21 protein-coding genes are annotated in these 21920 nt (G+C 62.5%); 4 read left to right on the forward strand and 17 right to left on the reverse strand.

Annotated features, from left to right (window positions below; genetic code table 11):
- Positions 1-2: 2 nt before the first annotated feature.
- From modA to OCA5_RS02845, 12 genes are all read right to left on the reverse strand, one after another.
- Complete coding sequence (modA, locus tag OCA5_RS02790) at positions 3-815, reverse strand: molybdate ABC transporter substrate-binding protein (protein WP_012564711.1); 813 nt, start codon at positions 813-815, stop codon at positions 3-5.
- A gap of 250 nt (positions 816-1065) precedes the next feature.
- Positions 1066-1569 carry a hypothetical protein gene (locus OCA5_RS02795; protein ID WP_012564710.1) on the reverse strand — a complete coding sequence of 168 codons (504 nt, stop codon included), beginning with the start codon at positions 1567-1569 and terminating at the stop codon, positions 1066-1068.
- Complete coding sequence (locus OCA5_RS02800) at positions 1569-1778, reverse strand: TOBE domain-containing protein (RefSeq protein ID WP_012564709.1); 210 nt, start codon at positions 1776-1778, stop codon at positions 1569-1571. The genes OCA5_RS02795 and OCA5_RS02800 overlap by 1 nt, the downstream gene beginning before the upstream one ends.
- Before the next feature lie 21 nt (positions 1779-1799).
- Positions 1800-2723 (reverse strand): penicillin-insensitive murein endopeptidase, encoded by a 924-nt coding sequence (gene mepA / locus OCA5_RS02805; RefSeq protein ID WP_012564708.1) that lies wholly within the window; start codon positions 2721-2723, stop codon positions 1800-1802.
- Between the two features lie 139 nt (positions 2724-2862).
- Positions 2863-3045, reverse strand: coding sequence for a YegP family protein (locus tag OCA5_RS02810; RefSeq protein WP_012564707.1), 183 nt, complete (start codon positions 3043-3045; stop codon positions 2863-2865).
- 196 nt (positions 3046-3241) lie between these two features.
- The gene (locus OCA5_RS02815; RefSeq protein WP_012564706.1) at positions 3242-3643 is read right to left on the reverse strand and encodes a hypothetical protein; all 402 of its coding nucleotides are present in this window, start codon (positions 3641-3643) and stop codon (positions 3242-3244) included.
- 73 nt (positions 3644-3716) lie between these two features.
- A complete protein-coding gene (gene lepA, locus OCA5_RS02820; RefSeq protein ID WP_012564705.1) occupies positions 3717-5522 on the reverse strand; it encodes a translation elongation factor 4 in 1806 nt (601 codons plus the stop codon).
- Between the two features lie 102 nt (positions 5523-5624).
- Positions 5625-5918 carry an HPr family phosphocarrier protein gene (locus OCA5_RS02825; RefSeq protein ID WP_012564704.1) on the reverse strand — a complete coding sequence of 98 codons (294 nt, stop codon included), beginning with the start codon at positions 5916-5918 and terminating at the stop codon, positions 5625-5627.
- 2 nt (positions 5919-5920) lie between these two features.
- Positions 5921-6322, reverse strand: a complete 402-nt coding sequence (locus OCA5_RS02830) for a PTS sugar transporter subunit IIA (RefSeq protein ID WP_012564703.1) — start codon at positions 6320-6322, stop codon at positions 5921-5923.
- Positions 6323-6532: 210 nt separating this feature from the next.
- Positions 6533-6976 carry an HPr kinase/phosphorylase gene (locus OCA5_RS02835; RefSeq protein WP_012564702.1) on the reverse strand — a complete coding sequence of 148 codons (444 nt, stop codon included), beginning with the start codon at positions 6974-6976 and terminating at the stop codon, positions 6533-6535.
- Positions 6973-8808: a sensor histidine kinase gene (locus tag OCA5_RS02840; protein ID WP_193372364.1), complete on the reverse strand. Its 1836-nt coding sequence runs from the start codon at positions 8806-8808 to the stop codon at positions 6973-6975. The genes OCA5_RS02835 and OCA5_RS02840 overlap by 4 nt, the downstream gene beginning before the upstream one ends.
- 70 nt (positions 8809-8878) lie before the next feature.
- Positions 8879-9583 (reverse strand): response regulator transcription factor, encoded by a 705-nt coding sequence (locus tag OCA5_RS02845; RefSeq protein ID WP_012564700.1) that lies wholly within the window; start codon positions 9581-9583, stop codon positions 8879-8881.
- A 224-nt stretch (positions 9584-9807) separates the two neighbouring features.
- Here OCA5_RS02845 and OCA5_RS02850 point away from each other — a divergent pair, with 224 nt between their 5' ends.
- From OCA5_RS02850 to OCA5_RS02860, 3 genes are all read left to right on the forward strand, one after another.
- Positions 9808-10545 carry a HugZ family pyridoxamine 5'-phosphate oxidase gene (locus tag OCA5_RS02850; protein WP_012564699.1) on the forward strand — a complete coding sequence of 246 codons (738 nt, stop codon included), beginning with the start codon at positions 9808-9810 and terminating at the stop codon, positions 10543-10545.
- A 137-nt stretch (positions 10546-10682) separates the two neighbouring features.
- The gene (locus OCA5_RS02855; protein WP_012564698.1) at positions 10683-12299 is read left to right on the forward strand and encodes a phosphoenolpyruvate carboxykinase; all 1617 of its coding nucleotides are present in this window, start codon (positions 10683-10685) and stop codon (positions 12297-12299) included.
- Between the two features lie 174 nt (positions 12300-12473).
- A complete protein-coding gene (locus tag OCA5_RS02860) occupies positions 12474-12905 on the forward strand; it encodes a YbgA family protein (protein WP_012564697.1) in 432 nt (143 codons plus the stop codon).
- 12 nt (positions 12906-12917) lie between these two features.
- Here the strand turns inward: OCA5_RS02860 and OCA5_RS02865 are convergent, their stop codons facing one another.
- The 5 genes from OCA5_RS02865 to OCA5_RS02885 form a co-directional block, all read right to left on the reverse strand.
- Positions 12918-13712 (reverse strand): DUF2865 domain-containing protein, encoded by a 795-nt coding sequence (locus tag OCA5_RS02865; protein WP_012564696.1) that lies wholly within the window; start codon positions 13710-13712, stop codon positions 12918-12920.
- Positions 13713-13850: 138 nt separating this feature from the next.
- Positions 13851-15257 (reverse strand): sodium:proton antiporter, encoded by a 1407-nt coding sequence (locus OCA5_RS02870; protein ID WP_012564695.1) that lies wholly within the window; start codon positions 15255-15257, stop codon positions 13851-13853.
- A gap of 48 nt (positions 15258-15305) precedes the next feature.
- On the reverse strand, positions 15306-15869 hold the full coding sequence (gene pyrE, locus OCA5_RS02875; protein WP_012564694.1) for an orotate phosphoribosyltransferase: 564 nt from the start codon (positions 15867-15869) through the stop codon (positions 15306-15308).
- Positions 15870-16059: 190 nt separating this feature from the next.
- Positions 16060-19071 carry a DNA polymerase I gene (gene polA / locus OCA5_RS02880; protein ID WP_012564692.1) on the reverse strand — a complete coding sequence of 1004 codons (3012 nt, stop codon included), beginning with the start codon at positions 19069-19071 and terminating at the stop codon, positions 16060-16062.
- Positions 19072-19274: 203 nt separating this feature from the next.
- Positions 19275-20321, reverse strand: a complete 1047-nt coding sequence (locus OCA5_RS02885; protein WP_012564691.1) for an acyltransferase family protein — start codon at positions 20319-20321, stop codon at positions 19275-19277.
- 186 nt (positions 20322-20507) lie between these two features.
- On the opposite strand from OCA5_RS02885, the gene OCA5_RS02890 reads away from it, so the two are divergent.
- Positions 20508-21815, forward strand: coding sequence for a UDP-glucose dehydrogenase family protein (locus OCA5_RS02890; protein WP_012564690.1), 1308 nt, complete (start codon positions 20508-20510; stop codon positions 21813-21815).
- Positions 21816-21920: the final 105 nt, after the last annotated feature.

The following is a 21920-nucleotide window of genomic DNA, read 5'->3' on the forward strand; positions in this document are numbered from 1 at the left end:
GCTTACGAGTTCGGTTTGACGAGATAGCTGAAACCATACTTCTCGAACGTCGCCTTGGCGGCAGAGCTCTTCAAGAAGTTGAGGTAATCCGCGGTGCCTTCCTTGGCATTCGCGGTGGCTGCAACCGGATAGATGATCGCAGGGTGCGAATCCGCCGGGAAGGTGCCGACGATCTTCACGCCGGGATCGACCTTGGCGTCGGTGGAGTAGACGATGCCGAGAACAGCTTCACCGCGCGACACCAGTGCGAGCGCGGCGCGCACGTTTTCGGCCATTGCCATCTTCGGCTCGACCGAAGCCCAGACGCCAAGCTTCTCAAGCGCGGCCTTGGCATACTTGCCGACCGGAACAGCCTTGACGTCGCCCGTGGTGATCTTGCCGTCACCGGCGAGCTTGGCGAGATCGAAGCCCTGCTTGATCTCGACATTGGTGATCTTGGAATCCTTCGGCGCGATCAGCACGATGCTGTTGCCGAGGAGGTCGACGCGAGTGTCGGGATTCACGCTCTTGTTCTTGATGGCGTAATCCATCCAGGCGGTGTCGGCCGAGATGAAGACGTCGGCAGGCGCACCCTGCTCAAGCTGCTTCGCAAGCGCGGAGGAGGCCGCGTAGCTCGCGGTGATCTTGTTGTTCGTCTTCGCCGTGTAGGCGTTGTTAGCCTCGTCGAGCGCGTTCTTCATCGAGGCAGCAGCGAAGGCGGTGAAGGTTTTGGCTTCGGTCGCGGCGGCCGGCTTGGCGTCCTTGGCGAAAACCTGGGTTGAGAGCGGCGCGCTGATCAGCGCAGCAGCAAGGAAAATGCGGGAGAACAATTGCATAAGTCGCTCCATATGCGTTCCGTCCGCGGCAAAAAATGCGCGGAATCCGGGTGTCAGATCAGGACACGAAAAATGGAAGCGCCGTTCCAAACTCCAGCAGGCTTACGGCGAGCTGGCGTTTCGCTTGGGCCGCACCTTATCAGGCGTGACGCCTGCGTAAAGGCTCGGCCTGCGACATGGGGCATTTTGCCTAACTTCGCCAATGGTTAAGCGCGCATGCGCGAAGGCTGTTAGCGCCTGCGGCAACGGCTTAATTGGACGAAGGGATAACCGCGATCCTGATGGTCGCAGCATCGACGCCGCTGATCTGCACCGTCGTGAGCCCCGCCGCGAGGTTGAACTTGATCGCCCTGCGGATGCCGTCGCACCCGGTCGCACCGCTCAGAGCCATCGGCTTGACGTAGGCGCCGTCCTGCACGACGTCGATCCAGGCATAGCTCGAGATGCTGACGGTGTAGACGCCGGCTGGTATCTGGCCGAGCTGCAGATAGCCGGCATGGGTCCCGGACTTCTGGGTTCTCTCGGGCAGTTTCGGCAGTTTGGCCGTAGCGGCGGGCTGCAGATTAAGCGTAGCGCCCAGCGGCGGCAGGGTTGTCGCATCCACACCCGAATTGAGAGTGGGCAATTCGGATGAGGTGAGAAGTGCGCGCTCTCGCGTCACCGACCATTTGAAACCATCGCAGCCGGCCGGATCGTCCGCATGAGCAGGAACGATCCCCAGTGCCAGGATGGCGACGGCGAGAGCTTTTCGCATCAGCCGACGGCAATCATCACGTCGGATGCCTTGATGACGGCGATGACGTTGTCGCCCTTCTTCAGGCCGAGTTCGTCGACGGCTTCGTTGGTGATTGACGAGGTGATGACTTGTCCGCCACCGACGTCCACCCGGACATGCGAGGTGGTCGCGCCCTTGGTCACCTCCACGACTTTACCCTTGATCTGGTTGCGGGCACTGATGCGCATATCGCTCAACGGACGCACGCCCTATGGTGCGGTCAGAACGGTGCGACATGCCGCAGGCAAATCCGCAAGTGTCAGAGGCGGCTTCGGTTTTGGCGGCACTTTCGGCGGCTTGGGATGCAGCACCGCGTCGCTGAACCAATAGGCGAGATCAGGGCCGCTGCAATGCTCGTGATCGTCCGGCGGTCTTTGCGACTCGCATCCGACGCTGCCCGGCGGGCATTTGATGCGGATGTGGAAGTGATAGTCGTGCCCATACATCGGGCGGACTTTGGAAAGCCATTGGCGGTTTCCGGTCGCCTCACGACACAATGCCTTCTTGATCGCCGCATTGACGAAGATGCGTTCGACCTGCGGCGCCTCGGCGGCGGCGCGGATCACCTTGAGATGCGCCGGTGTCCACACGCGCGGATCGATATCGAGACGATCTTTCCGAACCATCTGCACGGCCGACATATTCTCGCGTTCCGCGCGCGTGAGTGTGCGGTTCGGCATCGGCGTCAGCCAGATGTCGGCATCGAGCCCGACTTGATGACTGGCATGGCCCGTGAACATCGGGCCGCCGCGCGGCTGCGACATATCGCCGATGAGGAGGCCCGGCCAGCCGAGTTTGTTCGCCTTGGCGGCGAGCCGCTCCAGCAATGCTACAAGCTCCGGATGGCCCCAATTGCGGTTACGCGACAACCGCATCACCTGCCAGTGCGGCCCGTCGATCGGTATCGCCTGGGCCCCTGCCAGACAGCCCTTGGCGTAGTAGCCGATCGCGCCCGGCACCAGCCGCGCAGGTCCTGTTTCACGGCCGAAAAGTTGCTTGGCGGCGAGATGCGGATCGTCCGGATTGGCGAGCGGTGGCAGCGGCTTTGGATGAAGCGTGCCTCTGTCCTGCGCGTATGTCGCGAAGGGGGCGAGAGAAAAAGCGAGTGCCAGAATCAGGCGCAGGAATCTCATGCCGCCTTATAACCTATCGCGCCGCCTCAAACGAGACGCAGCTGCGGTGCGGAAGTTATTGAAAAATTTGATCCATAAAAAATCCCCGGCGGCAACCGGGGATTTTCAATCGACAAAATACGTTCAAAGGGAAAGAGGGCTATTTTGCCTGATCGTCGAGCTCCGCATTGGGAGCATTCTTCTTGACCGACGCGATGGCATCGAGGGCCGAGGCCTTCTGCTTGTAGCCTTCCGAGCTGCACATCGTCTCGCCGTTCGGGGCCTTGAAGCGAAACCGAAACTCACCCGCCTTGTCTTTGTAGACTTCAAACTTGTAGGCCATTCCTGTCTCCCTCGACTGAGATGAATACGGCGGCAAGCGTCGTGGCCTCAAAGGGCGGAGTCAAGACAGGATCGATGGCAAAAGCGTTGGAGACGCCACATCAGAGCCTCCGATAAAGAAGGCTCCTGGCGCGAATTTTCCCAGACAAGACAGCGACAATCGGATCGACACCACGTCGCCGGCTGCGAGTGTCGGTTCAGGTCGCCCGGCGTTTAGCCGTCTTGCGGCCTGCTTTCTTCGTTGCAGTTTTTCTTGCCGATGTTTTCTTGGCGGTCTTCGTGTGCGCGGCGGCTTGGCGCTTGCGTGTTGCGGCGGCTTTCTTGGCGGAGGCTGAGCGCGCAGCCTTTGGCCGTCGTGCGGCTGCAACACCCCCGCGATGGCCACCGATGGCGCCGCCGCGTTTGGAGGAGACGTGGGTATCCTTCACCCCGCGCCCCGAGCCGCTCTTGTTGCCGCCGCCGCTTTCCTTGTTCACGGTTGCCCAGGCGCGGCGTTCGGCTTCATCGTCGGAGATGCCCCGCTTCTCGTAGCCTTCCTCGATATGCTGGGCTTTGCGCTTTTGCTTGTCGGTATAACTCGACTTGTCTCCACGCGGCATAGGAGCCTCCTTCGCGGTTGTGGACTTCCGCGAAACGCCGTGTGGTGAAACAAGTTCCTGAAGAGGCCGGGCCTCAGCTATCCACCTTGAGCGCGGCGATAAAGGCTTCCTGCGGAATGTCGACCTTGCCGAACTGCCGCATTTTCTTCTTGCCTTCCTTCTGCTTCTCCAGAAGCTTGCGTTTGCGCGTGATGTCGCCGCCGTAGCATTTCGCGGTGACGTCCTTGCGCAGCGCGCGCACCGTCTCGCGTGCGATCACCTTGCCGCCGATTGCCGCCTGAATCGGAATCTGGAACATGTGCGGCGGGATCAACTCCTTCATTTTCTCGACCATGGCGCGGCCGCGGCCCTCGGCGCGCGAGCGATGCACCAGCATGGAGAGCGCATCGACCGGCTCGTTGTTGACGAGGATCTGCATCTTGACGAGATCGGCCGCCTTGTAGTCGGTGAGGTGATAGTCGAACGAGGCATAGCCCTTCGACACCGATTTCAGCCGATCATAAAAGTCGAATACCACCTCGTTGAGTGGCAGTTCGTACTTCGCCATCGCGCGGCTGCCGACATAGGTCAGCTCCTTCTGCGTGCCGCGACGTTCCTGGCAAAGTTTCAACACCGCGCCGAGATAATCATCCGGCGTCATGATCGTGGCTTCGATCCACGGTTCCTCAATCTCGGCGATCTTCACCACATCCGGCATGTCGATCGGATTGTGAATCTCGATCTCCTGCCCGTCGGTGAGGTGCATCTTGTAGATCACGCTCGGCGCGGTCGCGATCAGGTTCAGGTTGAACTCGCGTGACAGCCGCTCTTGAATGATTTCGAGGTGCAACAGGCCGAGGAAGCCGCAGCGGAAGCCGAAGCCCAATGCCGCGCTGGTCTCCATCTCGAACGAGAAACTCGCGTCGTTGAGGCGCAGTTTGCCCATCGCCCCGCGCAGCGTTTCAAAATCATCGGCATCGACCGGGAACAGGCCGCAGAACACCACGGGGATCGCCGGCTTGAAGCCCGGCAGCATCTCGGTGATGGGTTTCCGGTCGTCGGTGATGGTGTCACCGACGCGCGTATCGGCGACTTCCTTGATCGCAGCGGTGATGAAACCGACCTCGCCGGGGCCGAGTTCATCGACGTTGACCATCTTCGGCGTGAATACGCCGACGCGCTCGACATCATAGGCGGCGTTGGTGCCCATCATGCGGATGCGGTCGCCCTTCTTCAGCACGCCATCGACGACACGCACCAGCACGACGACGCCGAGATAGACGTCGTACCAGGAGTCGACCAGAAGCGCCTTCAGCGTCGCATCACGATCGCCCTTCGGCGGCGGCAGACGGGTGACGATGGCCTCCAGCACATCGGGAATGCCGATGCCGGTTTTGGCCGACACCATGATGGCCTCGGAGGCGTCGATGCCGATCACGTCCTCGATCTGCTGCTTCACCTGATCGGGCTCAGCGGCAGGCAGGTCGACCTTGTTGAGGACGGGTACGATCTCGAGGTTGTTGTCGATGGCCTGATAGACGTTGGCGAGCGTCTGCGCTTCGACGCCTTGCGAGGCGTCGACGACAAGCAGCGCGCCCTCGCAGGCGGCGAGACACCGGCTGACCTCGTAGGCGAAGTCGACGTGGCCGGGCGTGTCCATCAGGTTGAGGATGTAGTCCTTGCCGTCCTTCGCCTTGTAGCGGAGGCGAACGGTCTGCGCCTTGATGGTGATGCCGCGCTCGCGCTCGATGTCCATCGAGTCGAGCACCTGCTCCTTCATCTCGCGGTCCTGCAGCCCGCCTGTCGTCTGGATCAGGCGGTCGGCCAGCGTCGATTTTCCATGGTCGATATGGGCGACGATGGAGAAGTTGCGGACGTTCGATATCGGAGTGGTTGTCATGCGCGCGGAGATAGCATTAGGGGTTTTCTCAGCAAAGGCTGAAAGGCCGATCGAAGCGTAAAAAGGGCGGAAATGACGGAGGGAACGGGCCGCCGGGCGGCGCTATTCCTCGTCGAACTTGTTCGCCACCAGTTCGGCGATGGCATCGACCGCGGCTTTTGCCTCGCGGCCCGTCGCGGTGACGGTGATCGAGGTGCCGATCCCCGCCGCGAGCATCATCAATCCCATGATCGATGTTCCGCCCACGCTCTCGCCGCTGCGCGTAACGGTGATCTCGGCGTCGAACTTCTCCGCCATCTGCACGAATTTTGCCGAGGCGCGCGCGTGCAGGCCCCGCTTGTTGGTGATGGGGATTTCCCGGACGACAGCTCCGGCCTGCGTTTGCTCGTCCGTCATGGTTATTTTCCAGCCAGCACACGGCTGGCGATGGTGACGTATTTGCGCCCGGCCTCCTGTGCGGCAGCGATCGCCTCGGGAAGAGACTTCTCCTCGCGCACCTTGGCGAGCTTGACGAGCATCGGCAGATTGATGCCGGCGAGGACTTCCACCTTCGGCCGGCTCATACAGGAAATCGCGAGATTGGACGGCGTGCCGCCGAACATATCGGTGAGGATCGCGACGCCCTGACCGCTGTCGGCACGCTTGACGGCCTCGATTATGTCGCTCCGACACAAATCGGCATCATCTTCCGCACCGATCGTGATCGTCTCGATTTGTTTTTGCGGACCCATGACGTGTTCGAGCGCCGCCTTGAACTCGTCGGCAAGACGCCCGTGGGTCACCAGAACCAGACCTATCATCAAAGACTCCTCGCGGGTGCGTTTGGTGCACCGCACGAAAGGGCCACATGTTGACCATCCCGCGCCCCGACGCAAGAGGGACCATGGCGGGCCTCCACCGAAACCGGCAGAGTCCTGCATCGGCCAAGCCGAAGGATATATTGGGATTTATATGGTTACCAAATCCCTTCCAGCAATCGAGGGGCGCTCCGTCGCACCCCTCGCACAGGCTCAGGAGGTGATGAGGAACCCAAGCACCAGCGGCAGCGCGGAATATCCGGCCTCGACCGGGATTCGGGCCAATTCCACCTCTGAAATCAACGTCTTGAGGCATTCTGGAGGGGGCAGTCGCTCGGCGTCGGGCGCGGCCAGATCGACCACCAGACCGATTTTGGCCTGCGCGGCATAATCACAGTGCCGGAGGCCGAGACCCCGGATTTCAATCAGACCGGCGAGCTCCGGAACCGCATGGGCAATCAGGGCACCGTCGCGAACCTCGAGCCGGACGCGGTCATCCGAAATAAGTTGTGTCGGCGGGATGGCGCCGGTCCGCCCTGCGAGGATCAGGTCGAGGACGAGGCGCGATTTCCCCGTCCCGGAGGCGCCGCGGATCAGGATGCCGCGATCACCGACACGAACGGCGGAGGCGTGCACGGTGGCTGGTGGGAGCGTCATGTTGCGGGCAGCCGCACCACGAAGCGCGCGCCGGCGATCCGCGAATTGCCCTCGGTGTCCGGCGGTGCGGCGCGATTCTCGGCCCAGATCTTTCCTCCATGCGCCTCGATGATCTGCTTCGAGATCGAGAGGCCAAGTCCGGAGTTCTGGCCGAAGCCCTGATGCGGACGGTCGGTGTAGAAGCGCTCGAAGATTTTTTCGAGCGCACCGGGACGGATGCCGGGGCCGTCATCGTCGATAACGACTTCCACCTGATCGCGGCGGCGGCGGCAGGTAACGCGAACCTTGCTGCCCGGATCGGAGAATGACTGGGCGTTGGCGAGAAGATTGGCGATCACCTGACCGAGACGGGAATCATGGCCCGGAACGGAGAAGCGGTCGGAAGCCAGACCCTCGAAGCGCGTCTCCACTTTCACGTCGGTGCCCTGCTGGGTTTCGTTCGCAACCGAAGTCAACGTATCGAGCAGATGGCGGATGTCGACCGGCTCGGCGTCTTGCCGCTGCAATTCGGCGTCGAGGCGGCTGGCATCGGAAATGTCGGAAATCAGCCGGTCGAGCCGGCGCACGTCGTGTTCGATTACGGCAAGCAGGCGGCCGCGACTGTCGTCGGTCTTGGCGAGCGGCAGCGTCTCGACCGCTGAGCGCATCGAGGTCAGCGGGTTCTTTAATTCATGCGCGACGTCGGCGGCAAAGCGCTCGATATCGTCGATACGATTGTAGAGCGCGCCGGTCATGTCGCGCAGCGCCTGTGACAGATGTCCAATCTCGTCGCTGCGTGCGGAGAAGTCGGGAATCTCGACGCGGCTCTTGATGCGCCGTCGCACGCGCTCGGCGCTGTCGGCAAGGCGGCGTACGGGGCCTGCAATGGTGCTCGCGAGCAGCAGTGACAGTGCGATCATCACCACGGCTGCGATGCCGAACACTTTCAGAATGGCGACGCGCTCGGCGGTGACCATCTCGTCGATGTCGTCACCTTGTGTTGAGAGCATCAGCGCGCCGCGCACTGCACGGAAGCGCTGCACCGGCACCGCGACCGAGACGATTACTTCGCCGCGGTCGTTGATCCGCACCTTGCTGGCGCTCTGCCCCTCGAGGGCTTCCTTCACTTCCTGGTAGCCGTTGCCGTTCTCGGGTCCGAGCTCGCGATAGAGCGGCAGGTCGCCGCGATTGAGCCAGGTGCGGACCGCGATCATGGTGCGCTCCCACAGGCCGGGCTTGCTGTGGGCGGGCGCAGGAAGTTCAAACCGCATCACATCGCCGCGTCCATAGAGGCTGCGACTGTCGAGCAGCAGCACCCCGTCGCGATCGTAGATGCGGGCGCGCGTTTTGGTCGGCGAGATCAGCCGCCGCAGCACCGGTGCGACACGCTCGGGATTGATCGGAAAATCGAGGCCCGACAGGATCTCGTCATTCGGCCCATAACTTTCGCCGGTCTTCAGATCGCTGAGGCGATCCGGATCGACCGTGATGGTGTTGGTCTCGACGGTGGCGGAGGCCGCGATTGCGCCGGAGATAATTTCGGCCTGCACCAGAAGGCTCTGCGCGCGCGCATCGATCAGGCCGGCGCGGAACTGCGACAGATAGAGAATGCCGATCACGAGCACGATCAACCCGACGAGATTGAGCGAGACGATGCGGCGGGTCAGGCTGGAGAACGTCAGCGCGAGAAAGTAGCGGCTCGCGCGCTGGAAGATGTTGAGCGGTTGCGCCCTCGTTTCGGTGACGATGTCGTCGCTGATGGACTCGTCGACCGTCAGGTGGTCGGCCGGGATGGCCCCATCCGTGGTTCTCGATTGATCTGATGGCGTGCGATCGAGCAACCGTAAACCCATTCACTTGCGACGACGGCGAGCGCAGTCATCCGGCCCGCCGCCCATCAGGACAATCAGCAGGGAAAGCCGCTCAGGCGGCTTCCTTGAAGCGATAGCCGACGCCGTAAAGCGTTTCGATCATCTCAAAGTCGTCGTCAACGACCTTGAACTTCTTGCGCAGGCGCTTGATGTGGCTGTCGATGGTACGGTCATCGACATAGACCTGATCGTCATAGGCCGCATCCATCAGGGCATTGCGGCTTTTCACGACACCCGGGCGTTGCGCGAGCGCCTGCAGGATCAGGAATTCAGTGACGGTGAGCGTCACCGGCTCGTTCTTCCAGGTGCAGGTGTGGCGCTCGGGGTCCATGCGGAGCGCGCCGCGCTCGAGCGCCTTGGTGTCCAATTCCTTCTGCTGGGTCGAAGGGTCCTTCGGCACCGCGCGCCGCAGCACGGCCTTCACCCGCTCGACGAGGAGACGTTGGGAGAACGGTTTGCGGATGAAGTCGTCGGCGCCCATCTTGAGGCCGAACAACTCGTCGATCTCCTCGTCCTTGGAGGTGAGGAAGATCACCGGCAGATCCGATTTCTGCCGCAGTCGCCGCAGCGTCTCCATGCCGTCCATCCGCGGCATCTTGATATCGAGGATCGCCATGTCTGGAGGGCTTGTCTTGAAGCCATCCAGAGCGGACGCTCCGTCGGTATAGGTCATGATGCGGTAGCCTTCGGCTTCCAGCGCGATCGAGACCGAGGTGAGAATGTTGCGATCGTCGTCAACGAGGGCGATTGTTGGCATGGGTCTGGTTTCCGAGCGTCTGAGGGCGGGTTTTCAACCCTTGATGCCGCACAAATAAGGCAAGCAGGATCAACCACGAGCAATTCAAGCTGGGCTGAAATGTGACCGGGTTCCCCGGCACCCGGTCAAATCAACCTGATTTTGCTCATATAATGCGCCAAACCACGAAAAGAACCAGCTTTTGCTGAGAAAAAGTCCTTTAAATTCAAGAAAGATTCTGCCCCGTGAAACCTCAGCCCCAGACCGATTCCGCCACCATGGTCCGTTCGCTGCTTCGCGGGAGCCGCCAAGGGGCGCTGGCGACCCTGATGACGGAGAGCGGGGCGCCCTATTGCTCGCTCGTCAATGTTGCTCCCGACGCGGATGGCGCGCCGCTCCTCCTGATCTCGCGGCTGGCGCTGCATACCCAGAACGCTTTGGCCGACCCGCGGGTTTCACTGATGCTGGACGAGCGCCGGGCGGGCGATCCGCTTGAAGGCGCACGCATTATGCTGGCAGGCGAGGCACGGCCCGCCGCCCCGGAGGCGCTGCCCCGTATCCGCAGGCGATATTTTGCCTTCCACCCTTCGGCGCGGGATTTTGCGGATTTTCCCGATTTCTCGTTCTTCCGGATCGACCCCTCCGGTGTGCATCTTGTCGCGGGCTTCGGGCGGATCGTGGATCTCGTGCCGGCGCGTTTTCTCACCGAGGTCTCAGATGCAGCCGATCTCGTGGCAGCGGAGGAGGAGATCGTGGCGCATCTCAATACTGATCATCCCGAGACGTTGAGCCTGTTTGCGACGCAGCTTCTCGATACACCTGCCGCGGACTGGCGATGTATCGCATGCGACCCTGACGGTCTCGACCTTGCCGCAGAGGATCGGTATCTGCGATTGACGTTCCCGAGACGGGTCGCCAGCCCGGGCGCCTTGCGCACCGTGTTGAAAGACCTTGCGGACAAGGCGCGCAGCGGAGCACGATGAGCGAAGGGAGTTTGCAACTTCCTGCGCACGACTAAAGGCGGAAAAGGAGCTTCGTCGTCAGTCTGTCACCCAACGGATAAAGTCGCGACCTCAAATCAACGACCGCGCAAAATGCGCGGCAGGCAGGGAGAGCGTTCGTGGATCAGAGTGGTGTCCGTAACGATGCTTTTGGCGTCGACAAATTCGGCCTCAAGAATCTCAAGGCCGTGCATTGGAACCTTGGTACGGCTGCTCTTTACGAATATGCGCTTCGCAATGGCGAGGCGGAGCTAACGCGGGAAGGTGCGCTGTGCGCCGAGACCGGTGAGTTCACGGGTCGCAGCCCGAAAGACAAATACACCGTCCGCGACGCGCTCACCGACAAGACGATGTCGTGGAGCACCAACCAATCGATCACGCCCGAGCAGTTCGCGGTGCTGCATGCGGACTTCATCAAGCATGCCGAGGGCATGACGCTTTACGCGCAGGACCTTTGCGGCGGCGCCGATCCGAAATTCCAGATCAAGACCCGCGTCTACACCGAGCTCGCCTGGCACTCGCTGTTCATCCGCACGATGCTGCGCAGGCCGGAGACGGCAGCGCTCGCGGACTTCGTGCCCGAGCTCACCATCATCGATCTGCCGAGCTTCCGTGCCGATCCCGCGCGCCACGGCGTGCGCTCGCCGACAGTGGTTGCGATCGACTTCACCCGCAAGATCGTGCTGATCGGCGGCACGCATTACGCGGGCGAGATGAAGAAGTCGGTGTTCACCACGCTCAACTTCTATCTGCCCGAGCAGGGCGTGCTGCCGATGCACTGTTCGGCAAATGTCGGAGCGAAGGGTGATGCCGCGGTGTTCTTCGGCCTCTCCGGCACCGGTAAGACCACGCTGTCCGCCGATCCGCAGCGCACGCTGCTCGGCGACGATGAGCATGGTTGGGGCCCGGACGGCGTCTTCAATTTCGAGGGTGGCTGCTACGCCAAAACCATCCGCCTGTCGCGCGAGGCGGAGCCCGCGATCTACGATGCGAGCCTGCGCTTCGGGGCGGTGCTGGAAAATGTCGTGGTCGATTCGCAGACACGTGCGGTGGATTTCGACGACGGCTCCAAGACCGAGAACACCCGTTCGGCCTATCCTCTCGATGCGATCCCGAATGCGTCGCCAACCGGCTGTGCCGGGCAACCGAAGAATATTGTGATGCTTGCCGCCGATGCTTTCGGCGTGCTGCCGCCGATCGCGAAGCTCACGCCGTCGCAGGCGATGTATCACTTCCTCTCGGGCTACACCGCCAAGGTCGCGGGCACAGAGCGGGGTCTCGGCTCCGAGCCGCAGCCGGAATTCTCCGCCTGCTTCGGCGCACCGTTCCTGCCGCGCGATCCGACCGTCTATGGCGAGATGCTGCGCAAGCTGATCGCCAAGCATAACGTCGACTGCTGGCTGGTGAACACCGGCTGGACTGGCGGCAAGTTCGGCATAGGCAACCGGATGCCGATCAAGGTGACGCGCGCGCTTCTCACCGCCGCGCTCGACGGTTCGCTGCGTAACGTGACGTTCCGCACCGATCCTTATTTCGGCTTTGCGGTGCCGACCGCGCTGCCGGGCGTGCCATCCGATATTCTCGACCCTATCAACACATGGGCCGATAAGGCGGACTTCAAGAAAACCGCGCAGGCGCTGGTCAGCATGTTCCGGCAGAACTTCACCAAGTTCGAGAAGCTCGTCGACGCCGATGTGCTGGCGGCCGCGCCGGACGCTCGGCAGGCGGCCGAATAAACGGCGCTCGGCCGAAACGGGCCTCTTTGGTTGCTTCTGCCCGCCCGGATTGCCCGGGCGGGCAGAAGGGTTATAAAGAACAAAAGTAGAACATTATTAAGAGTTGCTGTAGCATTGTGATTCGCTGTTGCCCCAAGGGATGGCCAAGGGGCTCCTGTTACTGCTTGAGGTCTCATGTCCAACGCTGCGTTGAACGCTCTCGCTTTGACCCGGATCGCCGATTTCGCGCGGACGCTGACGCGCCTGCATGTGGCGGCCCGCGATCAGATGATCGACGACGACCAGATCGATCGCGCCTTCAATGCGGTGTGCATGTCGGTGTGGGGCTACACCATCGACGACATTTCCGACGACATGCTCGCGCCGGAGGATCATGAGTTCCTCGATACGCTCGACGAATATCGCGCCCGCCTGTTCGCGGCGGAGCAAGGTTATGACCTGTTGGGGGACGAGGGCGTTCTCACCGACTGGTGGGGGTTCTGCTGGATGATCCTCGCCGAGAAGCGTGGGCTGCTCACGCCGGAGAACCGTGCGGCCGCGCGGCTGGAATGGGAGGAACGCTTTCGCGCCGTGCCGAATGTGATCGGCGTCATCGTCAGCCGCTGATAAGACGCGTCGTCAGTTCAGCGAGGCGCGGGTCGCCGGCATCGCAATCTTAGGTGCCGAGCTCCGTGCCGCTGTGTGGGCCGCTGGCAGCGTGCCGGTAATCTCGACATTCGAATTCGGCCGAACCTCGCCGATATCGGCGCTGACGGGCGCCACCTTCATCTCACCAAGGCGGGCACGCAATTCGGGGGTGAGGCCCGGATAGGTCGCGACCGGTGCGAATTCCGCCGTTTGTCCGTTGATCGGCGACACGCCGGTATAGGCGACGAGGCCGTCGGTGGTCGCAACGATGTCGCCGGGCCGCAGCGTGGTGTCGAGTGCGAGGTCGACCGGCGCAAGGCCTCCGGGGCTGCGGCCATTGCAGGTGCAGTCGGCCTTCAGCGTCTTGCGATAGGCAAAGGCGTTCTGCAGTTCGCTGTAGCGCTCGCCGTTCGCGCCGAGCGCGGTTTCGATATTGCTGCCGAAATAGATTTTCGTGGTGCTGGCCGGACAGAACGACTGGCACATCTGTGCGGGCGGCATGCTGGTGCGCGCGGGCAGCGGAAAATATTTTCCGTCACAGGTGCGCACGCAGTAGGAGGCGGAGCGCCCGCTGCTGACGGGTGTGACGGTTGCAGGCGGCGGATCGATTGGATTGCCGAAGAAGTCGGTCTGCGGGGCTTGCCGTGTGGGCTCGGCCGCGCGCTGGTCGGGGCTGCTGCCGAACAGGAAATCGAGAAAGCCTGCGGAGGCGGATTGCGGCGCGAGCGCCAGCACGACGGCGAACAGCACGGCGTAGCCGGGCTTCGATGCGGGACGCAAACGCAACGGTCACTCCACCAACACGACAAAAAATGTGCCGGCGGCGCGTGGCTTCCGGCGTCAAAACAATAACGCGGGATGGTAAACGCGAGGTTAGGGCACGGCTTGCGGCCTTGGCTGAGCGCGAAACCCGCGCTCAGCGCCTTAGAAGAAAAGCCACGTGACGAGCACGAAGGTCGGCAGCAGTACGAGCGAGGACCAGATCATGTAGCCGAAGAAGCTCGGCATCTTCACGCCCTGCTCGCGGGCGATGGCATAGACCATGAAGTTCGGCGCGTTGCCGATATAGGTATTGGCGCCCATGTAGACCGCGCCGGAGGAGATCGCCGCGAGCACCGCCGCCTGCGTCGTCATCAGCACTTGCGGGTCGCCGCCCGCGAGCTGGAAGAACACGAGATAGGTCGGCGCGTTGTCGAGGAACGAAGACAGTGCGCCCGTCAGCCAGAAATAGGCCGCGGGGTTGGCGCTGCCGTCGGCGCGGCTCACCAGCGCGAGCAGGTTCGCGAACGCGCCGTTGCTGCCCGCCTGCAGCATCGCCATCACCGGAATGATGCAGATGAAGATGCCGGCGAACAGGATCGCGACCTCGCGGATCGGCCCCCACGAAAAGCCGTTGGCATCGCGGTCGGCCTTGCGGGTGAGGCGGATGGAAGCAATCGCGACCAGCACGAAGATTGCGTCGCGCAATAAATCCTGCAGTTCGAGCTCGGCGCCGGCGACGTTGAAAGCAATGCCTGGCTTCCATTTTGCGCTCATCAGGATCGCGGCGATGATGACGGCGAGAAGGAGCAGATTGATCTTGCCGTGCAGCTTGAGCGGTGAATCGGGTGTCGGGTCTTTCTTCCGTGCGCGGCCTTCGCGGCGGTGAAAATAGATGTCGAGCACGCAGAAGACCGCCAGCACGATGCCGCCGGTGGTCAGGGTTTCGAGCCACAGATGCTGCGTGGTCCAGAAGAAGTCGACGCCCTTGAGGAAGCCCAGGAACAGCGGCGGGTCGCCGAGCGGTGACAACGCGCCGCCGATATTGGCGACGAGGAAGATGAAGAACACGACGACATGCGCATTGTATTGCCGCTCGTCGTTGGCGCGGATCAGCGGCCGGATCAGGATCATCGCCGCGCCCGTGGTGCCGACGATGCTCGCAAGCACCGCACCGATGCCGAGCAGCGCGGTGTTGCTCAGCGGGCTGTCGTGCAGATTGCCTTCGAGATAGATGCCGCCTGCAACCGTGAATAGCGCGAGCAGCAGGAGGATGAACGGCATGTATTCGAGAAATGCCGTATGCGCGAGTGCGCTCGTCACGGTCGGCGCATCGACCGCGAGAAACAGCGGAATGACGATCAGCGCCGACCAGAAGAGGGTGAACTTGCCGAGATGGTGCTCCCAGACATGCGGGTAGAACACCGGGCCGGTGGCGATGCAGAGCAGGATGCCGATGAATGGCAGGGCCCAGAGAACGGACAACTGAGCACCATCAAGGCCCGAAGCGAAGGCGGGAGATGGCAGGCAGATGGCGAGAAGGGTGAGGATCAGGCGGCGGGATATCGTCATTTGCGGGCAGTGTGACCTCGCCGGCCGATTTTTCAAGATTTCAAAAGTCTAGGACTTCAGAAATTCTGTCGCAGTGTAGAGCGAGCGAAATGGCAAGCCTGCGGCCTTGAAGGTCTCGTTTGCCCCTTCCTCGCGGTCGACGATGGTGAAAACGAGTGCAACCTCGCCGCCGGCGTCGCGGACGGCATCCACCGCCTTGACAGCCGACCCGCCGGTGGTGGTGACGTCCTCGAGGATGGCGACGCGCTTGCCTTTCAGGCTTTGGGTCTTGGCAAGGCCTTCCAAGCCGAGCTTTGCGCCATGCTCCTTCGGCGCCTTCCGCACGAAGATTGCCGACATCGGCTGCTGCTTCTGCCATGACAGTTGTGCGATTGCGCCGGCGATCGGCACCGCGCCCATCTCAAGGCCGCCAACGAAATCGATCTTCTCGCTCCGGAGCGCCTCGAAGAACAGTTCGGCGAGTAGCGCCGCGCCCTCGGGGTCGAGCATGGTCGGCTTCATGTTGAAGTAGAAATCGCTCTTGCGCCCGGAGACGAGCGTAATCTCGCCGCGTCCGAACGAACGGTCGCGAATGATGTCTTTAAGGCGGGCGCGGGCAGCGGCTGTGGACACGGGCAGGCTCGGAAATCTGATGGGATGAGGACCGCAATTTAGCGGCGATCGGGAGGGTGCACCACTATTGCGCGTGCCCATCAACAGTTCAATGCGGAATTGTCGGCGGGCGGTGAAGGCGCGGTCAAGGCAAACGCGGCGAGCGGGCTTGAGAGAAGCGCGCTCATCCGGGTCAGGCCGTCGGCATGGCTTAATGTGCCTCGTCCCAATTGTCGGCGGCGCGGGCATCGACGCGTAACGGCACCGACAGCGCCGTCGCCGGGAAGGGGGCCTGCTCCATCACCTCGCGGATGACGGGGAGCGTTTTGTCCACTTCGCTGTCCGGGACCTCGAACACCAACTCGTCATGCACCTGCAGCAGCATGCGCGCGGCGAGCTTCTTTTGCGTCAGCGCATCCTCCATCCGGATCATCGCGCGGCGGATGATATCGGCGGCGGTGCCTTGCAGTCGCGCGTTGATCGCAGCCCGTTCGTTGAAGGCACGCAGCGACGGGTTCGAGGCCTTGATGTCGGGGTAATGGCACTTGCGGCCGAACAGCGTGGTGACATAGCCGTGCTCACGGCAGAAATCACGCGTCGCGTCCATGTAGGCACGGATGCCCGGGAAGCGCTCGAAATATTTCTTGATGTAGGCGCCGGCTTCCTCGCGCGGAATGCCAAGCTGATTGGCGAGCCCGAACGCCGAGATGCCGTAGATAATGCCGAAATTGATCGCCTTGGCGCGGCGGCGCACCTCGCCCGGCATGTCCTTGATCGGCACGCCGAACATCTCCGACGCCGTCATCGCGTGAATGTCGAGGCCGTCTTTGAACGCCTGCTTCAGCACCGGAATGTCGGCGATCTCGGCGAGAAGCCGCAATTCGATCTGCGAATAGTCGGCCGAGACGAGCTTGTGCCCCTTCGCTGCGATGAAGGCGCGGCGGATCTTGCGGCCGTCCTCGGTGCGAACCGGAATGTTCTGCAGGTTCGGTTCGTTCGACGACAGACGCCCCGTGGTGGTCGCGGCAAGCGCGTAGGTGGTGTGGACACGTTGCGTCTGCGGCAGAAGGTGGGTCGGCAGCGCATCTGTGTATGTCGATTTCAGTTTCGACACCTGCCGCCAGTCGAGGATCTTGCGCGGGAAGTCGTGGCCGGCCTCGGCGAGATCTTCGAGAATCGAAGCCGTGGTCGACCATGCGCCGGTCTTGGTTTTCTGGCCGCCGGGCAGGCCCATCTTGCCGAACATCACGTCGCCAAGTTGCTTCGGGCTGCCGGGATTGATGTCCTCGCCGGCAATCTCGCGGATTTCCGCTTCGAGCCGCGCGGCGGATTGGGCAAATTCACCGGAGAGACGTGCGAGCACCTGGCGGTCGATCATGATGCCGCGCCGTTCCATCCGGGCGAGCACGTCGATCAGCGGCCGCTCCAGCGACTCGTAGACGTTATTCATGCGCTCGGAGATCAGCCGCGCCTTGAACACGAGCCACAGTCGCATGATGACATCGGCGGACTCTGCGCCGTATTCGGCGGCCCGTGGGATCTCCACCTGATCGAGAGAGATACGGTTGCGCCCACTGCCGACAATGTCAGCATGAGCGATCATCTCGTGCCCGAGCCATTGCTCGGCCAGCGCCTCGATGTCATGCGAGCTGCGCCCGGCATCGAGCGCGTAAGACATCAGTTGCACGTCATCGACGGTGCGCAGCGTGATGTTGTGCTGCGCGAGCAGCACGGCCGCGAACTTGATGTCGAAGCCGGTTTTCAGCACGGCTTCGGATTCGAGAAGTGCCGTCAGGGTTTCGAGCACCTTCGCGGCTTCGATCTGTCCATCCGCGAGCCCGCTTGCGAACAGATCGTCGCCGCCGCCGGCCTTCTTGTGGCCGAGTGGGATGTAGGCAGCCTCATTCGGCGAGAGCGCAAGCGCGATGCCGCAGATGTCCGCCTGCATCGGATCGAACGACGTCGCCTTGATAGCGATCGCGACATGGCCGAGGTCATGCGCGCGCGTCACCCAGGCCGCGAGTTCGTCCGCGGTGCGGATGGTGGCGTATTTGGTGCGATCGACCTTCGCTGCGGCAACGTCCTTGGCGCGCGAGGCCGCCAGTGCCTGCGGTGAAAATACCGGCGCTGCCGCGAGCGTTGTAACTGGCGCGGTGGAGACTGTCCCCCTGGCTCTGGTGTCGGGCTCGCCGCCGAGTGGCAGCGTCTGTGGCGAAGCTTCGCTCGGCCCGCCTGCGAAAGCGCTTTTCAGCCGCTCGTCGGGCATGACGCTCGACGCATCGATCTCGGCATAATCAGCGACGCGGCGCGTCAGCGTCGAGAATTCCATCGCCTTGAGGAAGGAGATCAGCTTGCGATAGTCCGGTTCGTGAATGGCAAGCTCGTCGAGCGGCACGTCGAGCTTCACCTTGTCGTCGAGCAGCACGAGCTGGCGCGAAATCCGCGCCTTCTCGGCGTTCGCGATCAGTGCCTCGCGCCGCTTCGGCTGCTTGATCTCCGTAGCGCGCGACAGCAACGTTTCGAGGTCGCCGTATTCGGTGATGAGTTGCGCGGCCGTCTTGACGCCGATGCCCGGCACGCCCGGCACGTTATCGACGGAGTCGCCCGCGAGCGCCTGCACCTCGACGACCTTGTCCGGCGGCACACCGAATTTCTCGATCACTTCGGGGACACCGAGGCGGCGGTCCTTCATGGTGTCGTACATGGTGACGCAGTCGGTCACGAGTTGCATCAGGTCTTTGTCGGAAGAAACGATGGTGGCGCTCGCGCCGCGCGCGCAGGCTTCCCGCACATAGGTCGCAATCAGGTCGTCGGCCTCGAAGCCTCCCTGTTCGAGGCAGGGCAAATCGAAGGCATGCACCGCTTCGCGGATCAGCGCGAACTGCGGAATGAGGTCGTCCGGCGCAGGCGGGCGGTGTGCTTTGTAGTCGGAATAGATCGTGTTGCGGAACGTAACTTCGGACTTGTCGAAGACGATGGCGAGATGGGTTGGCCGATCCTCCGGCGGCATATCGCGCATCAGCTTCCACAGCATGTTGCAGAAGCCGAGCACGGCGTTGATCTGCAAGCCGTCGGACTTGCGGTTCAGCGGCGGCAGCGCGTGGTAGGCACGGAAGATGTAGCCCGAGCCATCGACCAGAAAGACATGGTCACCCTTGCCGGGTGGCTTGACCCCGGCGGGTTTTGCGGAAGTTTTGGCGGAGGAAACTGGCTTTTTCGACATGGCCGCAACTTAAGGAGTCCGGCTCGCGTTTGACACCCCTTGGAATGGAGCACTGCACACCAGAATTCGTCATGGCGGGGCATAGCCCGTCGAAGACGGGCGTAAACGCCCTGATGACCCGGCCATCCACGACCTTCTTCTCGAATTCCGGGAGACGTGGATGCCCGGAACAAGTCCGGATATGACGGGAGCGCAGAGATTGGCTATTCCGCCGGCTGCAGGGCAGGGCGCGGCTTCTGCGGTGCGATCCAGAGCGCGCCCGGCCGCTCGAACAGGAAGTTGAGGCGGGTGTCGCGCACGACCCACCAGATCACAAGCGAACCGACGACGCCGGCGGTGGTGACGATCAGCGAGATGAGGCCGACGTCGGCAATGAGATTGGTTTTCAGGAGAAGCGTGCGCGTCGCCGCCATCGGCAGGAAGAAGGCGAGATAGATCACGATTGAATGTTCACCGCAGTAGCGGATTGCATCGGCCAGACTCGCGCGTGCCAGCAGCGTCGCCGCGGCGATGACGGCGCAGGCACCGGCAATGCCGAGCGCTAGTGAGACGAGCGGCCATTCGCTCGCGCCGATATGAACGAGGGTGGCGTTGATGACGGCCCACATAGCAAGCCCGGCCAATGCCACGCCGGGGCGGCGGCGGACGGACTCCGCGAGCGTGAAGATGTGCTGCGAGAACAAGTAGCCGGAATAGAAATAGACGAAACGTGCGGCGAACTCGTCGATCACCGTCCAGCCGGTTTGCAAGTGGGAGGCCTCAAGCATCGCCGCGGCGATCCAGACCGCCCAGCCGGGCAGGCGCAGCGTCAACTTGGTGACGACGAAGAACACCGGCAGAAGGTAGATGAACCACAACGTACCGAACGGCTCGATGAAGGATTCGAGGTACATCACGCCGACATGCATCCAGCCGCCGGTGGATGCGAAATGCGGTGCCTTGAATGCGAACTGGATCGCGGTCCAGAGGATATAGAAATAGAAAAAGTGCACGACCTTGCGGTCGAGGTAGGTGCGCCAGTTACGGTTAATGACGAGCGGCAGGAACAGGCCCGAGATCAGGAAGAAGTCGGGCATGCGGAACGGCTTCGCGAACGCGACGATGAGGTGCATGAAGCCCTCGTCGCCAGCTGCGGCCTCGACGCCAAGGGTCGAGTGCATCATCACCACCATGATGATGCAGATGCCCTTGGCATAGTCGACCCAGTCGACGCGTGCGCCCGGTGTCGCTTGTGTCCCGTTCTTGCTCACTGTCGTGCCAAATCTGCTCGGTTCGCGCTACATTCGAGGGCGCAGGTTTCAGTCGGGTTTATTCATTCAAATGTCATGCCGCTGTGGCCGTTAATGTGGCAGCAACGTGTTCCCTCGGCGTTGCAAAACCGCTAAGACGCGCGAGGCTTTGCGCAACGGCGCGTTAACCATGAGGCAGATCGGGCAATGCGGATCACGATGATCGGGACTGGCTATGTCGGGCTCGTCTCCGGCGCCTGCCTGGCCGACTTCGGCCACCGCGTCACCTGCGTCGATACCGATGCCGGGAAGATCGCGGCACTCCATCGCGGCGAGATGCCGATCTACGAGCCGGGCCTCGAGCAGCTTGTCGAGACCTCCGTGAAGGCCGGCCGGCTCGATTTCCAGACCGACCTGTCGGGGCCGGTGGCGGAAGCCGATGCGGTGTTCATCGCGGTCGGCACGCCGTCGCGGCGCGGCGATGGGCATGCCGATCTCAGTTACGTCTACGCGGCCGCGCGCGAGATTGCCGCGGCACTCAAGGGCTTCACCGTGGTGGTGACGAAGTCGACCGTTCCTGTGGGGACAGGGGACGAGGTCGAGCGCATCATCCGCGAGGTCAATCCGTCCGCCGATGTCGCGGTGGCTTCCAATCCGGAGTTCCTGCGTGAGGGTGCGGCGATCCGGGACTTCAAGCATCCCGATCGCATCGTGGTCGGCACCTCGGAGGAGCGCGCCCGCAAGGTGATGGGTGAGGTCTATCGCCCGCTCTATCTCAATCAGGCACCGATCCTCTATACCGAGCGGCGCACGGCCGAACTCATCAAGTACGCAGCGAACGCGTTTCTCGCGACCAAGATCACCTTTATCAACGAGATTGCGGACCTTGCGGAGAAGGTTGGCGCCGATGTCCAGGAAGTGGCGCGCGGCATCGGCCTCGACAATCGTATCGGCCCGAAATTTCTCAACGCGGGGCCGGGCTTCGGCGGTTCCTGCTTTCCCAAGGACACCCGCGCGCTGGTGAAGACTGCACTCGATCACGACGTGCCGCTGCGTATCGTCGAGGCGGTGCTCGCGGTGAACGACAATCGCAAGCGCGCGATGGCGCGCAAGGTCGCGGCCGCCGCCGGCGGCAATCTGCGTGGCAAGACGGTTGCGGTACTCGGCCTCACCTTCAAGCCCGAGACCGACGACATGCGCGAGGCACCGTCGATCCCGCTGGTGACGGGTCTTCTCGATCTCGGTGCGCGGGTGCGGGCCTATGATCCAGCCGGCATGGAGCCTGCGAAGCACGATTTGCCGAACATCGGCTATGCGACCGATCCCTATGACTGCGCGCACGGCGCTGACGTTCTGGTGATCGTCACCGAATGGGTGCAGTTCCGCGCGCTCGATCTCGCCCGTCTCAAGAACGAGATGGCGCATCCGGTGATCGTCGATCTGCGTAACATCTATCGTCGCGACGAGATGGCCGCGCTTGGCTTTACCTACGAGAGCATTGGGCGGGGCGCGTAAGCGGGCTGTAGTCCCATATACGGCGCTTGTTTGAGGTCGGGTCTTTTCTTCCCTCTCCCCTTGTGGGAGAGGGTGGCAAGATCGAGTGAAACGAGATCGCGCCGG

The sequence above is a fragment of the Afipia carboxidovorans OM5 genome (assembly GCF_000218565.1).
In the GTDB taxonomy this organism is placed as follows: domain Bacteria; phylum Pseudomonadota; class Alphaproteobacteria; order Rhizobiales; family Xanthobacteraceae; genus Afipia; species Afipia carboxidovorans.

What these genes read in the sequence shown, in the direction of transcription:
- OCA5_RS02840 (WP_193372364.1), bottom strand. Translation starts at nt 8,808, where the DNA reads ATGGGTTTACGGTTGCTCGATCGCACGCCATCAGATCAATCGAGAACC.
- polA (WP_012564692.1), bottom strand. Translation starts at nt 19,071, where the DNA reads ATGTCGAAAAAGCCAGTTTCCTCCGCCAAAACTTCCGCAAAACCCGCC.
- OCA5_RS02890 (WP_012564690.1), top strand. Translation starts at nt 20,508, where the DNA reads ATGCGGATCACGATGATCGGGACTGGCTATGTCGGGCTCGTCTCCGGC.
- OCA5_RS02795 (WP_012564710.1), bottom strand. Translation starts at nt 1,569, where the DNA reads ATGCGAAAAGCTCTCGCCGTCGCCATCCTGGCACTGGGGATCGTTCCT.
- OCA5_RS02860 (WP_012564697.1), top strand. Translation starts at nt 12,474, where the DNA reads ATGTCCAACGCTGCGTTGAACGCTCTCGCTTTGACCCGGATCGCCGAT.
- OCA5_RS02845 (WP_012564700.1), bottom strand. Translation starts at nt 9,583, where the DNA reads ATGCCAACAATCGCCCTCGTTGACGACGATCGCAACATTCTCACCTCG.
- OCA5_RS02800 (WP_012564709.1), bottom strand. Translation starts at nt 1,778, where the DNA reads ATGCGCATCAGTGCCCGCAACCAGATCAAGGGTAAAGTCGTGGAGGTG.
- OCA5_RS02835 (WP_012564702.1), bottom strand. Translation starts at nt 6,976, where the DNA reads ATGACGCTCCCACCAGCCACCGTGCACGCCTCCGCCGTTCGTGTCGGT.
- OCA5_RS02810 (WP_012564707.1), bottom strand. Translation starts at nt 3,045, where the DNA reads ATGGCCTACAAGTTTGAAGTCTACAAAGACAAGGCGGGTGAGTTTCGG.
- mepA (WP_012564708.1), bottom strand. Translation starts at nt 2,723, where the DNA reads ATGAGATTCCTGCGCCTGATTCTGGCACTCGCTTTTTCTCTCGCCCCC.
- OCA5_RS02870 (WP_012564695.1), bottom strand. Translation starts at nt 15,257, where the DNA reads ATGACGATATCCCGCCGCCTGATCCTCACCCTTCTCGCCATCTGCCTG.
- OCA5_RS02830 (WP_012564703.1), bottom strand. Translation starts at nt 6,322, where the DNA reads ATGATAGGTCTGGTTCTGGTGACCCACGGGCGTCTTGCCGACGAGTTC.
- OCA5_RS02815 (WP_012564706.1), bottom strand. Translation starts at nt 3,643, where the DNA reads ATGCCGCGTGGAGACAAGTCGAGTTATACCGACAAGCAAAAGCGCAAA.
- modA (WP_012564711.1), bottom strand. Translation starts at nt 815, where the DNA reads ATGCAATTGTTCTCCCGCATTTTCCTTGCTGCTGCGCTGATCAGCGCG.
- lepA (WP_012564705.1), bottom strand. Translation starts at nt 5,522, where the DNA reads ATGACAACCACTCCGATATCGAACGTCCGCAACTTCTCCATCGTCGCC.
- OCA5_RS02825 (WP_012564704.1), bottom strand. Translation starts at nt 5,918, where the DNA reads ATGACGGACGAGCAAACGCAGGCCGGAGCTGTCGTCCGGGAAATCCCC.